This window comes from Morganella sp. GD04133 (assembly GCF_029835375.1).
GTDB lineage: Bacteria > Pseudomonadota > Gammaproteobacteria > Enterobacterales > Enterobacteriaceae > Morganella > Morganella morganii_B.
On sequence record NZ_JAODZS010000009.1, the window covers coordinates 48,659 to 63,466 of the forward strand.

Here is a 14,808-nt window from a genome sequence, read left to right on the forward strand (position 1 = left end):
TTTGCCTCGTTATTTTCTCTGTTGTGAGATGAATGACGTAAATGATGTTTGTCTCTTTATCATAATTAGGTTTTGCTATAGCAAAACCAGCACAAAGGGCAAACGTATGGCGACGACTTATATAAAGGCTCCAACCGGATTTCCCCGCCGTTTTATCATTATCAGCGCGGATGAGCAGGGGATCACTGAACTGGGATTTGATGATACTGCACCGGAACACACGGACAGTGATAACCCGCATATCAGACAGTGCATTCATGAGCTGGATGAATATTTCGCCGGGAAACGGCAGGATTTCAGTGTAAAACTTAATCCGCACGGTACGGAATTCCAGACCAGGGTGTGGGCGCAGTTATCAACCATTCCGTTTGCGATCACCTGGTCGTATAAAGATCTGGCACTGAAGCTGGGTTCTGCCAATTACTGCCGCGCGGTCGGTATGGCAAACGGGCGTAACCCGATTTGTCTGATTATTCCATGTCACCGCGTGATTGCACATGACGGCTCAATGGGCGGCTACAGCAGCGGGTTGGATATCAAGCAGTGGCTGTTGCGCCATGAGGGGATTATCTGAATAAAAAGGTGGCAAATCTTGCTGACCGTTGAAATAACCAGGACAAATCCTCTGGTATATCAGCGGAATATCTCTCACAATGTCATTATCCGGCGGGTAGTTTAGTCTCAAACCAGATTGCCCGGTAGGATCAATACAGTCTGAGAACGACTGGCCGGGTACTGATGAAGTACTATCACTTGTAAAAAGGTTTTTTTGAATGTCAAAGCGCAAAGGTAACGTGAAGTGGTTTAACGAAGCAAAAGGTTTCGGTTTTATCACTCCGGAAGACGGCAGCAAAGATGTGTTTGTTCACTTCTCTGCAATTCTGAATGACGGTTTCAAAACACTGGCAGAAGGCCAGAAAGTAGAATTTGAAATCGTTGATGGTGCGAAAGGCCCGTCTGCCGCAAACGTTGTCTCGATTTAAGTTGTAACACGCTATACCGTAGCCGTTATTTTAATTCGACATTACCGTGACGAAAACCCGTTACTCACCATGGTAACGGGTTTTTTTATATCAGCGCCGGTTAGCAACCTGGCTGAGCCAGACACTGCCGATCACCACGATAACCCCTGCACACTGTAACAGGCTCAGTTGCTGATCCAGCACAAACCAGCCCAGCAGTACCGCCGTCAGCGGGCTGAGAAAACCGAGTGATGCCACGGAATTCGGCCCGAGGATCGCCAGTCCGCGAAACCAGAACAGATAGGTCAGGGCTGCGCCAATCAGTCCCAGATAGAGCAGTCCGCTGATATTGAGCAGCGTCAGCGGCGGCAGTGCCGGTTCAAGCAGCAGAGAGACCGGCAGCAGCAGTAATCCGCCTGCGGTAAGCTGCCAGGTGGTAAAGGTCAGCGGTGAGACATCCGGTTGCCAGCGGCGGCTCAGTACCGTACCGGCAGCCATGGAGAATGCTCCGGCTAATCCGGCAATAATACCGATAGTGTCAAGTTTTGCCTGCGGTGTCAGTAACAGCAGCGCCACCCCGCCTATCCCGCACAGTGCGCCGAGCACAGCCAGCGGTTTCAGCACATTGCCCAGCACCATGCGGGAGAGCAGCAGCACAATCAGCGGCTGAATAGCCCCGACCGTCGCGGCGACACCGCCCGGCAGGCGATAGGCCGAGACAAACAGCAGCCACCAGAACACCGCGAAGTTCAGCGCCCCGAGCACGAAAATCCGCCCCCACCAGACCCCTTTCGGCAACTGGCGGATAAACAGCATCAGCAGCAGACCGGCAGGTAAGGCGCGCAGCATGGCGACAGTCATCGGGTAGCCTGCAGGCAGCATCTCAGTGGTCACCAGATAGGTACTGCCCCAGACGGCGGGAGCCAGTGCGGTCAGACATAAAACGCCACTACGTTTCATAATTTACTCATTAATAATGTGATATGGAACGCATCATAATCCGCATCCGTTGCGGGGGGAATAGCGGCAGAGAGGCAAAGCACAAAAGAAATAAACACATATATTCTCAGCAACTGAGAATTGACGAATAGCAGGAAAAATGAAAAGACGCTGTAAATATGTCCCTATACGCTCGGCTGCGCCATCCATGGCGCAGACGCTTTTCATTTCTTTGCCTGCTATTCGTCCCTGTACCCCGGCATAAAAAAACCGCCGTTTTTCAGCGGCGGTTTACGGTATTCACAGAATGACGGGAAATTACTTCACTTCTTCGCCTTTGGCCTGCAAATCAGCATGGTAAGAAGAGCGGACAAACGGGCCGCAGGCGGCGTGGGTGAAGCCCATTGCCATTGCTTCGGCTTTCATTTCCTCAAACTCTTCCGGGCTGACATAACGCTGAACCGGCAGATGGTGACGGCTCGGCTGGAGATACTGCCCCAGGGTCAGCATGGTCACGCCGTGACGGCGCAGGTCGCGCATCACATCGAGGATCTCTTCATTGGTCTCGCCTAAGCCGACCATCAGACCGGATTTGGTCGGGATTTCCGGATGGGCTTCTTTAAAGCGTTCCAGCAGTTTCAGCGACCACTCATAGTTCGCGCCCGGGCGCACCTGACGGTAAATACGCGGTACGTTTTCCAGGTTGTGGTTGAAAACATCCGGCGGGGTGGCGGTCAGGATTTCCAGCGCCTTATCCATACGGCCGCGGAAGTCCGGCACCAGGGTCTCAATTTTAATCGCCGGGCTGTGGTCGCGGATAGCGGTGATACAGTCAGCAAAGTGCTGTGCGCCGCCGTCACGCAGATCATCACGGTCAACAGAGGTGATGACCACATAGCGCAGTCCCATATCTTTGATGGTCTGACCGAGTTTCTGCGGTTCGTTGGCATCCGGTGCATTCGGACGGCCGTGGGCAACGTCACAGAACGGGCAGCGGCGGGTACAGATAGCCCCGAGGATCATAAACGTGGCGGTACCGTGGTTAAAGCATTCGCTCAGGTTCGGGCAGGAGGCTTCCTCACAGACAGAATGCAGGCCGTTACGGCGCATTGCATCTTTGATCCCTTTGATTTTATGGGAATCAGCCGGAAGCTTGATTTTCATCCAGCTTGGTTTGCGTAATCGTTCGGTCGTCTCTGATACCAGGTTTTTGACCGGGATAAGCGCCATTTTATCGGCATCACGGTATTTGATACCGCGTTCCATCTGAATTGGTTTACTCATGTTGATGTCATTTCCGGTTAGATTCATCGGATAGTGATTGATGAGCGCCGTGGTGACGGCCTGCCTGCTGAATGTAACAAAGTCATCAATCTTTTAAAAATCTTTTTAAAAATGTTAAAAAAATTATAACACTATTCTGCGGTAAGTTGGAATCCTAATTGCCTGCAGAATTGTGCGGTCAGCACGGGCTGAACATCCGCAAGGGTAATACCGGGAACAAAATCAGCCATTTGTGTCATGGCGAGACCGGCATAGCCACACGGATTAATGCGGTGAAAAGGCTCGAGATCCATATTGATATTGAGTGCCAGGCCGTGGAAAGAGCGACCATTGCGTATCCGCAGACCGAGTGAACAGATTTTGTTACCCGCCACATAAACACCGGGGGCATCCGGGCGCGGGTAAGCCTCAATATTCCACTGTTTCAGCGTCTCAACCACGGCGTTCTCCAGGGCGGATACCAGTTCGCGCACACCGATTTTGTCGCGTTTAAGATCAATCAGCACATACATGACCTGCTGCCCCGGGCCGTGGTAGGTCACCTGACCGCCGCGATCGGACTGGATCACCGGGATATCGCCGGGGGCGAGGACATGCTCGGCTTTACCGGCCTGACCCTGGGTAAAAACGCGTTCATGCTCAACCAGCCAGATCTCATTACCGGTGTCCGCCGTACGCTGTTCAGTAAATTGGTGCATGGCTTCGGAGACAGGATGATAAGGCCGCAGGCCCAGCTGACGTAAAACGATGGTGTTATTTTGCAAAATGGTATCTTCAGTTCGGTATGCCGGGCCAGCAGTATAACGCGCACGGCAAATGCGTACCAGTGATGCGCATAAAATGTTCAGCAGGATAAAAAAAAGGCCGCCCGGAAAGGGGCGGCCTGAAATGATGAAGAGATGAAGAAATAACGGTGTTACAACACCATTCTCACGCGCTCTAACGCGCCTAATTCTTCGTACAGATTCTCGATCTGCTCAATGTGTGTCGCGTCAATGGTGACAGAAACGGAATGATAGGTCCCTTTGCTGCTTGGTTTGATTGACGGACTGTAGTCACCCGGCGCGTGGCGCTGGATCACTTCTAGAACATCATTCACTAATTCCGGTTCAGCGGCACCCATCACTTTGTAGGTAAATGAGCAGGGGAACTCTAACAGTTCATTGAGTTTGGTTTTCATGGGTGCTCCTTAATAAAGCAAAACGTCAGATGAACTAAATATGGGGATAGTTCATCTGATTTCAAGTCTCAGCCGAACCAGCGGTGAAACAGCAGACGGATATAGTCGATCAGACGGCTGAAGAAGTTCCCTTCCGGGACGGCTTCCGTCACGACCAGCGGCCGGGTTTCAATGATCTGGTTGTCGAGCTGGAAATTAATGGTGCCGACCACCTGGTTTTTCGCCAGCGGCGCATGCAGCTCCGGATCGGTCAGGACAAAACCGGCTTTCAGATCTTTCAGGCGGCCGCGCGGAATGGTGAGATAAACATCATTTTCCACTCCCAGCTGTACTTTGTCTTTGTCCCCGAACCAGACGATTTCAGACACCAGCGGGTTGTCTTTCTGCATCGGTTTGACCGTTTCAAAGAAACGGAAGCCCCAGGTGAGCAGTTTCTTGCTTTCCGCATTACGGGCTTTGGCCGATTTGGTGCCCATCACCACGGAGATCAGACGCATATCTCCTTCGGTGGCAGAGGCCACCAGGTTATACCCCGCGCCGTTGGTGTGACCGGTTTTAATCCCGTCCGCATTCAGGCTTTTATCACCCAGCAGGTCGTTACGGTTTTGCTGGGTAATATTATTATAGGTGAATGAGCGCTCTTTATAGATGGCGTATTCATTCGGCACGTCACGGATCATTGCCTGACCAATGAGCGCCATATCCCGCGCACTGCTGTACTGACCGTCGGCATCCAGGCCGTGAACGGTTTTAAAGTGGGTATTTTTCAGACCAAGCTGTGCCACATACTGGTTCATCTGACCGACAAACGTGTCCTGATCACCGGCGACAAATTCCGCCATCGCCACACAGGCATCATTACCGGATTGCAGGTTGATGCCGCGTGTGAGATCCGCCACGCTGACGCGCTCGCCCGGTTTGAGGAACATCAGCGAGGAGCCGCGGAATACCGGGTTACCGGTCGCCCAGGCGTTTTCCCCGATGGTGACCATGGTGTCCGGGGTGAATTTACCGGTGTTCATTGCCTGACCGATGACATAGCTGGTCATCATTTTGGTCAGACTGGCAGGGTCACGGCGGACATCGGCATTTTTTTCCGCCAGTATTTTGCCGGAATGGTAATCCATCAGAATATAGGATTCCGCTTCAATATCCGGAACAGGCGGGATGGTGGTATTCAGATTCGGAACATCAGCGGCAGAAGCTGCGGCGCTCAGTGCCAGGGTCAGACCGAAAGCGGCCAGACGCCCGGCGCGGTGTTGATAAGTCGTTGCGTATTTCATGAGTGTTAAAACAACGTTGATGATGCCGGTGAAAAAGAAACGCTATCATAGCAAAGTGCCATGACAGCGCGTAGTGTTATCACTGCCTGTTTTACGGTGCCAGGATAAATGAATTCATATTCAGCTGCTGCTGAAGGCGTCCCTGAACCTCTGCGGCCTGTTCACGGCTGGCAAACGGCCCCAGCTGAACACGGTAAATATCACCTGCGGTTTCTGTCATACCGGGCACACCCAGTTTGTCGCTGAGTTCTTTCTGCCACTGTGATGCGCGCTCCTCACTGGCTATGGCACCCACCTGGACACGGTAACCGTTGACAGCGGCCTGTTGCGGCGCAGGCGCGGCGGTGTTCTCAGTCAGGGTTTCTGCCGGCTCTGCGGGCTGTTTCACGGTCGGGATCAGGGCAGATTCCGGCTGCGGCTGTGCCATAACAGGACGGCTGCTGATCGGCACCACCGGGGTGGTGTTGGTTACCGGTGTCCCCAGCGCACTGGTTTTTCCCAGTTCCGGGCGGCCCGGCAGGGCATAGCTCTGTTTGGCGACCACGGTACCGACAGTCCCGGTCCCGCTCAGGGAGCCGTCTTCCGCCACCACAATCGGGTCAATTTTAATTTTGGTGTTTGGCAGCAGGTTCAGGCGATCGGCCACAGCGCGGGAAAGCCCGATCTGTTTGCCCGGCATATACGGGCCGCGATCGTTAATCCGTACCACCATCATGCGGTTATTCGCCATATTGGTGATCCGCGCATAGCCGGGGATCGGCAGCGTCGGGTGGGAGGCGGTCAGTTCGGCGCTGTTGATGATCTCACCGGTGGCTGTCCGGTTGCCGTTCTGAGCCTGACCGTAAATCCAGGCATAGCCCTGCTGACTGAAGTTTTCCGGATCACGGACAATCTGATACTGCTGACCATTACGGACATAATCATTATTTACGCCCGGATGCAGCGGCTCATAAGCCGGTACGGCACCGAGGATCTCTTTTGCCGGGCCCGGCGGCGGTGTCTGTTTGACCGGCGGCGGCACTGACGGGCAGCCTGCCAGCAGGGCGGCCATCACTGTGACCGCAATCCATTGTAAACGCATGAAAACCTCGTAATGTATTATAAGCTTTTTGACAGCATCTTACGGTGTGTATGAATTGACATGACAATACCAAACCCTGCCATTAATACAATAAGGGCGGAGCCGCCGTAACTCATCATCGGCAGTGGTACACCGACCACCGGCAGGATCCCGCTGACCATACCGATATTGACAAACACATAGACAAAAAAGATGAGCATCAGACCGCCCACCATTACCCGTCCGAAGGTATTCTGAGCGCGGGCGGCAATCATCAGACCGCGAATAATGATCAGCAGATAGAGTACCAGCAGGAAGATCACCCCCACCAGCCCGAGTTCTTCCGCGAGGACAGCAAAGATAAAGTCAGTATGACGTTCCGGCAGAAATTCCAGCTGGGACTGGGTGCCCAGCATCCAGCCTTTGCCGGCCAGCCCGCCGGAACCAATGGCAATTTTTGACTGAATAATATGATAACCGGCACCGAGCGGGTCGGTTTCCGGATCGAGCAGCATCATCACACGACCGCGCTGGTAATCGTGCATCAGGAAAAACCAGAGCAGCGGAATAAAGGCGGCAAGCAGCAACACGGCGATCCCGATAAGACGCCAGCTCATCCCGGCCAGGAACAGCACAAAAATACCGGAGGCAGCAACCAGGATGGATGTCCCGAGATCCGGCTGTGCGGCAACCAGCAGAGTCGGTACCACCACCAGCAGCAGGGCAATGGCGGTATTTTTCAGGGTCGGCGGACACTGGTCGCGGTTCATAAAGCGCGCCACCATCAGCGGAACCGCAATTTTGGCAATCTCGGACGGCTGGAAACGGACTATCCCCAGATCCAGCCAGCGCTGCGCACCTTTGCTGATCTGCCCGAAGACATCCACAAAGACCAGCAGGAGTACACAGACAATATAGAGATGCGGTGCCCAGGTTTCATACACGCGGGGCGGAATTTGCGCCAGGATCAGCATAATAATGATGCCGGAGAAAATCTGCCCGAGACGGCGCTCCATCATCTCCGGATCCAGCCCGCTGGCACTCCACAGCACAAATGCGCTGTAAACCAGCAGGATCAGCAGCAGCACCAGCAACGGGAAGTCGATGTGCATACGGGTCATCAGGGATACTTTGCGCGGATTATCAGTCATGGGCATTACTCTGTTTCACTGCCGGGTGGCGACGGCGGCGCATCCGGCAGTACCGTGTTGTTATCACCCAGCAGGACGTGATCAAGGATCTGGCGGACCAGGGTACCGACGGCCGGGCCTGCACCGCCGTTTTCCAGAATAATGGTCACCGCCACTTTCGGGTTATCATACGGTGCGTAGGCAATCATTAATTTATGGTCGCGCAGACGTTCCGCCAGTTTGCTGGCGTTATAGGTTTCATAACTGAACACCTGTGCCGTACCGGATTTGGCTGCGGCTTTGTACGGTGTACCGGCAAAGAATTTGCGGCCGGTGCCGTTCGGGGCATTGGCAACGCCGAACATCCCGGATTTGGCCAGTTCCCAGTAGCCGGAATGAATATCACCGATAGCAATATGCTCTTTCTGCTCATACGGCAGCATGCCGTTGCCTTCTTTGGTACCGAGCAGCAGGTGCGGCGTTTTCACCACACCATCATTGATCAGGGTATTAAGGGCTTTTGCCATCTGAATAGGCGTTGATGTCCAGTATCCCTGACCGATCCCGACCGGGATGGTATCGCCCTGATACCACTGTTTTTTATAGCGCCGCTGTTTCCATTCACGGGTCGGCATCACGCCGTTATACTCTTCGATCAGGTCGATACCGGAATATTCGCCGTAACCGAAGCGGGTCATCCAGGCGGACAGGCGGTCGATCCCCATGTCATACGCCACCTGATAGAAGAAGGTATCTGCCGATTCAATAATCGATTTCACCACGTTCAGGTTACCGTGACCATAGCGCTTCCAGTCGCGGTAACGTTTTTCCGATCCCGGCAGTTGCCACCAGCCGGGGTCAAAAATCGTGGTGTTACGGGTGATCACGTTTTCGCTGAGCGCCGCCACTGAAATAAACGGTTTGACGGTGGATGCCGGCGGATAGAGCCCCTGGGTGGTACGGTTGATCAGCGGGCGATCCGGGTTATTAAGCAGACCCCGGTAATCCGGACCGGAAATGCCGTTCACAAACAGGTTCGGGTCATAACTCGGGTTGGACACCAGTGCGAGAATTTCGCCGTTGCGCGGATCACTCACCACGACAGCCGCACGGCTGGTGGTCAGCAGTTTTTCGATATACATCTGCAACTCGAGATCAATCGTCAGATAGATATCTTTCCCGGCTTGCGGTGCCTGCTCGTGTAACTGGCGGATCACACGACCGCGGCTGTTGACTTCCACTTCCTCATAGCCGGTTTTGCCGTGCAGGACGGATTCATAATAGCGTTCAATGCCCAGCTTGCCGATATCATGGGTGGCGGCATAGTTCGGTAAAAGACCGTCTTTATCCAGGCGCTCAACATCTTTGTCGTTAATTTTTGCCACATAACCAATCACATGGGTCAGGGCGGAGCCGTAAGGGTAGAAACGGCGCTGATAGCCTTTGATTTCCAGTCCCGGGAACCGGTACTGATTTACCGAAAACCGCGCCACCTGAATCTGGTTGAGCGGGGTTTTCAGCGGAATAGAGGTAAAACGGCGCGAACGGCGGCGCTCTTTTTCATAATTCGCGATATCTTCGTCGGTCAGATCGACAATCTCGCGCAGCTCATTCAGTACGTCCGGCAGGCCGCTGACTTTCTCCGGCACGATTTCGAGCTGATAAATGGTTCTGTTTTCCGCCAGCAGGGTGCCTTTGCGGTCATAAATCAGACCACGGCTCGGCGGAATCGGAACCAGTTTGATCCGGTTATCATTGGAGCGGGTCTGATAATCTTCATGGCGGTTAATCTGGAGATGATAGAGATTCACCACCAGTACGGCAGACAGAATAACAATACCGATAAATGCAACCACCGCTCGGCGGATAAACAGGGCGGATTCCGCGCTGTAATCGCGGAAGTCCATCCGTTGCTTGTGTTTTTTCTTATCGCCGTCAGGCGCGTTCAGACCGGGCACTGCGGTTATTCCCTGTGATACGGATGATTGGCAGTAATACTCCAGGCGCGGTACAGACTCTCTGCCACCAGCACACGCACCAGCGGGTGCGGCAGGGTCAGCGGGGAGAGCGACCAGCTCTGCTCTGCGGCGGCTTTACAGGCAGGCGAAAGGCCTTCAGGGCCGCCGATAAGCAGGCTGATATTGCGTCCGTCCTGTTTCCAGCGTTCCAGTTGCCCGGCCAGCTGCGGGGTATCCCAGCGTGCGCCGGGAATATCCAGTGTGACAATCCGGTTGCCTTTGCCCGCCGCCGCCAGCATTAACTCACCTTCTTTTTCCAGGATCCGTTTGATGTCCGCGTTTTTTCCCCGCTTTCCGGCCGGGATTTCGGTCAGTTCAAACGGCATATCTTTCGGAAAACGATGGAGATAATCCTGAAATCCGGTTTCGACCCAGTCAGGCATTTTGGTGCCGACGGCAATGAGCTGTAACTTCAACACTCAGCTCCAGAGTTTCTCTAATTCATACATACGGCGGCTTTCATCCTGCATCACATGCACGATAGCTTCACCGAGATCGACAACAATCCAGTCGGAAATGCCCTGACCTTCCACGCCGAGCGGCATCATACCGGCCTGACGGCAGTCGGTGATGAGGTTATCGGCGACAGATGCCAGATGGCGGCTGGATGTGCCGGTGCAGATAATCATGTGGTCGGTAATGCTGGATTTACCGCGTACATCAATAGTAATAATGTCCTGTGCTTTGGAGTCTTCGAGTTTATCAATAATAAACTCAAGTAATTCTGTGCCTTGCAAAAGGTTCACCTTATATTCCGGATAAATAGATAACAGAACACATCCCCGTCAGTCGTACCGCCGTGGCAGTTCCGGCGCGGGGTTGCTGTGTGCCGGGGGATAATCGCTATTTTACGTTACAGGGGATAATTTTGCGAGGCTCACCCTGCGTTGCCGCCGGCACCGCAAGAATAACAGCGAACAGGGGGAATACAAAGCAGTAAAGATTAAAGAAATATCAGGAAATGTACGGACAGGGAAAACAGAAACAGTGCATTTTGTACTATAGTCACTCCGTAACAGATAAAAAGGCGGAAAATATGACATATCAGCGACAGACGGAAAATGATGATGAGGACATGTTGTGGCGGCAGCAGGCACAGCAGGAACTGACTCAGGCACTGAATCCGCCGCTCAGTGCGGGCGGGCTGATCCGTCTGCACAGCCGTTACAAATACGCGCTGATGGCTTATTCACCGCAGATATATAAAAGCAGCGGGCGACTGTTATCACAGGCGGGAACACGCTCCCCGGCTGAACTGGCGGAAACGGCGGCAGTCTGGCAGCAGATGTTACTCACTGCATTTTCGCAACCCGCGACCCGCGCCAATATGACCAACGCACTGATGCATATGCAGGGGTATTTCAAACGCCTGCTGAGCCCGGCAGAAAAGCAGCAGATGAGTGCAGCGATTGAGGCTTACCGCACCGGAACCGGCTCTGCGGCGGCGGTAAAGCATCTGTTACTCAGCACTGCCCGTCACTATCAGACAGATTATCTGTGTGAGCAGGCTGTCCTGCAACCGGTAAAACCGGCTCAGTCACACTCCGGGCGCAGCAGTGTGTAGCGGTCGCCCATATTTTCATAGCCCCAGTCACACATCAGCAGCAGAATCGGGATCAGCGAACGGCCTTTTTCTGTAATGGTGTATTCCACGCGGGGCGGCACTTCGGCAAAGACCGTCCGGGTCAGCAGGCCGTCCGCTTCCATCTCGCGTAATTGATTGGTTAATGTTTTTTGTGAAATGTTGACAATATAAGCCCGTATTTCACCAAAACGCTGAACGGTTTTTTCAGATAATAAATTTAATATTAACGGCTTATATTTTCCGCCGATAACTGACAGCGTCACTTCTATTTCACTGACCACTACAATTTTCTTTATTTTATCGTCCATTAGTTACCTTCAGGTTACTTTGTGAAATAAATCTGCCTTCTTGATATATGTAAAGCAAGGCATAAAATCATGCAACTTTATTGATATTCTCAGGATAAACGCAATGAAAAAATTAGTGGTTATTACCGGCGCCAGTTCCGGTATCGGTGAATCTGTGGCAAAACGGATGAGTCAGGCCGGACATCCGGTCTTATTACTGGCACGCCGCAGCCAGATTACCGAAGGATTTCATCTGCCGGACAGCCTGTGCCGCAGCGTGGATGTGACTGATCTTGCGGCAATGAAAGCCGCCATCGCGGAAGCGGAAAGTCTGTACGGCAAAACGGATTTATTAATTAACTGTGCGGGCGTTATGTTGCTGGATAATCCGTATGATCAGGATTATGCCGAATGGCAGCAAATGGTGGATGTGAATATTAACGGTGTACTGACCGGGATTAATATTGTATTGCACGATATGGTTGCGCGTCAGGAAGGCACCATTATTAATATCAGTTCAATTGCCGGACGAAAAACATTCCCGAGCCATTCAGTCTATTGCGGAACTAAATTTGCCGTTCATGCGATAACGGAAAATATCCGTGAAGAAGTGGCTCCGTCAAATGTCCGTTTAATTACCATAGCCCCGGGCGTGGTGGAAACACCGTTATTGAGTCATACCACTAATGAGGAAATTAAGCAGAATTACCAGACCTGGAAAAAAGAGATTCAGTCAGGCCTGGATCCGGAAAAAATCGCGGATTGCATTCAGTTTGCTTATCAGCAACCGCAGGATGTGTGCATCCGTGAGATTGTGATTGCCAAAACCCGGCAGGCGGGGTGAGTCAGCGGTACAGTCCCTGTGCCAGAATGTAGTCCTGAACGGCGGGGGCCAGCTGATCGCAGCAGTCCTCACCGTTTTTCAGCCGTTCGCGGATATTGGTGGCAGAAATCGGAAACAGGGGGGTATCAGCCAGGAAAATATAGCCGCACGGTCGCTTGTGCAGGTTTTCCGGTGTGGTGACCAGATGCTGCACAAACCAGTCAGCCAGCTGTTCGGACGGAAAATCGAGTGAATACCCCGGCCGTTTGCAGACCAGGATATGGCACAGGGTCAGGATCTTATCCCATTCATGCCAGGTATCAATCGTGAGCAGGGAATCCTGGCCGATGATAAAGGCCAGCGGCCGCCGTGAACCAATTTCAGCCCGGTACTGACGCAGTGTTTCCACCGTATAGGAGAGGGCATCGCGGCGCAGTTCGCGGTCATCCACCAGGAACAGCGGATCACCGTTAACAGCCAGTTGTGCCATCATCAGCCGCTGTTGTGCATCCGCTTTCGGCTGCGGACGGTGCGGCGGGACATTGTTCGGCAGTAAAATCACCTGTTCCAGACCGGCTTCCGCCGCCATGGCTTTCACGGTATTGATGTGCGCCTGGTGGATCGGGTCAAATGTGCCGCCGTACAGCGCCAGAATCCGGTTATCCGCGTTGTTCGTCATAGAGGATCTGTCCTGTCTGTGCTTTACCGCTCAGGAGCAGTGTCAGTGTCAGTAAGTCATCACTTACGGATTGTCCGTAATCCTGCTTGAGGCGGATTTCAATACGGGTGATCAGGGATATCGCCACCTGCAGGGTATGCGCATCAAGGCGATCCAGTGCATCTGTTATCATACCGCGGCGGTTCTGCCAGATGCGGTGCTTGTCAAACAGGGTGCGCAGCGGCTGGTTTCGGCTTTCGCGCTGTAATGTCAGTAACTGCATCACTTCCCGCTGGACGGTGCGCAGCAGGATCACCGGCTCGTTATCTTCCGCCAGCAGCTGAGTCAGGATATGACAGGCGCGTTTGCTTTTGCCGGCCAGCAGGGCATCCACCCAGTGATATGGGGTAAAGTGTGCCGCATCATTCACCGCTGCTTCCACACGGGGCAGAGTGAGTTTGCCGTCAGGGTAGATCAGCGCCAGCCGGGAGAGTGCCTGTGACAGCGCCAGCAGATTGCCTTCGTAGCAATAGCAGAGCAGACGGACAGCCTGTTCATCCGGCTGCAGCTGTAACAATGCTGCCCGCGCGGTAACCCATTGCGGCAGCCGGTTCAGATCCGGCGTCATACAGGCGATATAGACGCCATCCTGTGCCAGCGCTTTAAACCAGGCACTGTTTTCCTGGGCTTTGGTCAGTTTATGACCGCGCAGTATCAGCAGCAGATCCGGATGCAACTGCCCGGCCAGCCGGAGAAGCTGTTCGCCCATCGCGGCATTGGGGCCGTTTTCCGGCAGATACAGAGTGAGTGTCTGCCGTCCGGCAAACAGACTGAGTGACCGGCAGACAGAAAAAATCGCATCCCAGTCAGTATGCTGTTCAAGTGAAAAAGTGAAGTGCTCGTCAAATCCCTGTTCCTGCGCCGCATGGCGGATAGCATCCCGGGATTCCTGGAGCAGTAACGGTTCGTTCCCCCAGAGGAGGTAACGTTCACGCAGCCCCGAACGGAGCTGCGTGATGAGTTGCTCTGGTGAAACTTTTATCATGCCTTCGGTGCGACAATCTCAGCCGCTACAGCATTTTCAGCCTGTTTCTGTTGTTCGGACGGCTGGATAATCAGCAGTTTACGAACCAGACGGGCGGCAGCCTGCTCACGCATTTCCTGGCGGATCATATCTTTTTCCGCATCTTTTGCGAGTGCTTCCAGCGGGTTATCGAAGAATGAACGGTCAACGCGGACGTTGATCGGATAGACCGACCCGTTCGGCATAATGACCTGGGCATTCAGGTAATAAACCAGTTCTTTTTCAGCGGCTTTACCGTCCTGGAAAATAGATACTGTCTCTTCTGAGTCTTCGGAAGAGCTGGTGATCTTCAGAACCGGGAGGGTTGCATCACCGCTTTCAATAATCTGAACGTTATTCAGCAGCAGTTGCTGGCGGATAGCACGGGTCTGTTCGCCATACGGATCACCGGTGCTGATTTGCAGTTTCTGCAGTTCAGGCGGGATTTGCGTGGTGCCGCGCAGATGGAAGCCGCAGCCTGCGGTGACCAGCACCGCAAGCCCGAGCAACAGCGTAATAATGCGATGTCGCACGAT

Annotated in this window: 18 protein-coding genes; 4 read left to right on the top strand and 14 right to left on the bottom strand. The window is 53.4% G+C overall.

The features are described 5' to 3' along the window. The first annotated feature begins 106 nt into the window (after positions 1 to 106). Positions 107 to 574 carry a methylated-DNA--[protein]-cysteine S-methyltransferase gene (locus N7387_RS05655; protein ID WP_262864460.1) on the top strand — a complete coding sequence of 156 codons (468 nt, stop codon included), beginning with the start codon at positions 107 to 109 and terminating at the stop codon, positions 572 to 574. Between the two features lie 199 nt (positions 575 to 773). Continuing rightward, complete coding sequence (gene cspE / locus N7387_RS05660; protein ID WP_004235583.1) at positions 774 to 983, top strand: transcription antiterminator/RNA stability regulator CspE; 210 nt, start codon at positions 774 to 776, stop codon at positions 981 to 983. 90 nt (positions 984 to 1,073) lie between these two features. Here the strand turns inward: cspE and N7387_RS05665 are convergent, their stop codons facing one another. The 10 genes from N7387_RS05665 to rsfS all read right to left on the bottom strand — a co-directional run bounded on the left by N7387_RS05665 (position 1,074) and on the right by rsfS (position 10,602). Then, on the bottom strand, positions 1,074 to 1,922 hold the full coding sequence (locus N7387_RS05665; RefSeq protein WP_279797593.1) for an EamA family transporter: 849 nt from the start codon (positions 1,920 to 1,922) through the stop codon (positions 1,074 to 1,076). Positions 1,923 to 2,219: 297 nt separating this feature from the next. Then, positions 2,220 to 3,185 (bottom strand): lipoyl synthase, encoded by a 966-nt coding sequence (lipA, locus tag N7387_RS05670; RefSeq protein WP_004235585.1) that lies wholly within the window; start codon positions 3,183 to 3,185, stop codon positions 2,220 to 2,222. 131 nt (positions 3,186 to 3,316) lie between these two features. After that, positions 3,317 to 3,949: a lipoyl(octanoyl) transferase LipB gene (lipB, locus tag N7387_RS05675; RefSeq protein WP_262882139.1), complete on the bottom strand. Its 633-nt coding sequence runs from the start codon at positions 3,947 to 3,949 to the stop codon at positions 3,317 to 3,319. A gap of 152 nt (positions 3,950 to 4,101) precedes the next feature. Beyond that, on the bottom strand, positions 4,102 to 4,365 hold the full coding sequence (gene ybeD, locus N7387_RS05680) for a DUF493 family protein YbeD (protein WP_004235588.1): 264 nt from the start codon (positions 4,363 to 4,365) through the stop codon (positions 4,102 to 4,104). A gap of 68 nt (positions 4,366 to 4,433) precedes the next feature. Beyond that, positions 4,434 to 5,648: a D-alanyl-D-alanine carboxypeptidase DacA gene (gene dacA / locus N7387_RS05685; RefSeq protein ID WP_262859975.1), complete on the bottom strand. Its 1,215-nt coding sequence runs from the start codon at positions 5,646 to 5,648 to the stop codon at positions 4,434 to 4,436. 91 nt (positions 5,649 to 5,739) lie between these two features. Next, complete coding sequence (rlpA, locus tag N7387_RS05690) at positions 5,740 to 6,729, bottom strand: endolytic peptidoglycan transglycosylase RlpA (protein ID WP_279797598.1); 990 nt, start codon at positions 6,727 to 6,729, stop codon at positions 5,740 to 5,742. A gap of 17 nt (positions 6,730 to 6,746) precedes the next feature. Beyond that, complete coding sequence (mrdB, locus tag N7387_RS05695) at positions 6,747 to 7,859, bottom strand: peptidoglycan glycosyltransferase MrdB (RefSeq protein WP_025153534.1); 1,113 nt, start codon at positions 7,857 to 7,859, stop codon at positions 6,747 to 6,749. Positions 7,860 to 7,864: 5 nt separating this feature from the next. Beyond that, positions 7,865 to 9,745: a peptidoglycan DD-transpeptidase MrdA gene (gene mrdA, locus N7387_RS05700; RefSeq protein ID WP_279797719.1), complete on the bottom strand. Its 1,881-nt coding sequence runs from the start codon at positions 9,743 to 9,745 to the stop codon at positions 7,865 to 7,867. 56 nt (positions 9,746 to 9,801) lie between these two features. After that, positions 9,802 to 10,272, bottom strand: a complete 471-nt coding sequence (gene rlmH, locus N7387_RS05705) for a 23S rRNA (pseudouridine(1915)-N(3))-methyltransferase RlmH (protein WP_004235593.1) — start codon at positions 10,270 to 10,272, stop codon at positions 9,802 to 9,804. A gap of 3 nt (positions 10,273 to 10,275) precedes the next feature. After that, entirely contained in the window at positions 10,276 to 10,602 is a 327-nt protein-coding gene (gene rsfS, locus N7387_RS05710) for a ribosome silencing factor (RefSeq protein WP_080694358.1), read from the bottom strand. 290 nt (positions 10,603 to 10,892) lie between these two features. Between rsfS and N7387_RS05715 the strand changes: the two genes are divergently transcribed. Further along, the gene (locus tag N7387_RS05715) at positions 10,893 to 11,420 is read left to right on the top strand and encodes a YbgA family protein (RefSeq protein WP_279797607.1); all 528 of its coding nucleotides are present in this window, start codon (positions 10,893 to 10,895) and stop codon (positions 11,418 to 11,420) included. Here the strand turns inward: N7387_RS05715 and N7387_RS05720 are convergent. Continuing rightward, positions 11,390 to 11,749 carry a helix-turn-helix domain-containing protein gene (locus N7387_RS05720; protein WP_025153530.1) on the bottom strand — a complete coding sequence of 120 codons (360 nt, stop codon included), beginning with the start codon at positions 11,747 to 11,749 and terminating at the stop codon, positions 11,390 to 11,392. The two genes, N7387_RS05715 and N7387_RS05720, sit on opposite strands and share 31 nt — an antisense overlap. A gap of 103 nt (positions 11,750 to 11,852) precedes the next feature. Here N7387_RS05720 and N7387_RS05725 point away from each other — a divergent pair, with 103 nt between their 5' ends. After that, positions 11,853 to 12,572, top strand: coding sequence for an SDR family oxidoreductase (locus tag N7387_RS05725; protein WP_062772233.1), 720 nt, complete (start codon positions 11,853 to 11,855; stop codon positions 12,570 to 12,572). 1 nt (position 12,573) lies between these two features. On the opposite strand, the gene nadD is transcribed toward N7387_RS05725, so the two are convergent. The 3 genes from nadD to lptE are packed head-to-tail and all read right to left on the bottom strand — an operon-like array spanning position 12,574 to position 14,805. Then, positions 12,574 to 13,230 (bottom strand): nicotinate-nucleotide adenylyltransferase, encoded by a 657-nt coding sequence (gene nadD / locus N7387_RS05730; RefSeq protein ID WP_279797612.1) that lies wholly within the window; start codon positions 13,228 to 13,230, stop codon positions 12,574 to 12,576. Next, positions 13,211 to 14,254 (bottom strand): DNA polymerase III subunit delta, encoded by a 1,044-nt coding sequence (gene holA, locus N7387_RS05735; protein ID WP_274370919.1) that lies wholly within the window; start codon positions 14,252 to 14,254, stop codon positions 13,211 to 13,213. Before holA ends, nadD begins: the two co-directional genes overlap by 20 nt. Next, positions 14,251 to 14,805 carry an LPS assembly lipoprotein LptE gene (lptE, locus tag N7387_RS05740; protein ID WP_262859969.1) on the bottom strand — a complete coding sequence of 185 codons (555 nt, stop codon included), beginning with the start codon at positions 14,803 to 14,805 and terminating at the stop codon, positions 14,251 to 14,253. The genes holA and lptE overlap by 4 nt, the downstream gene beginning before the upstream one ends. Positions 14,806 to 14,808 lie beyond the last annotated feature (3 nt).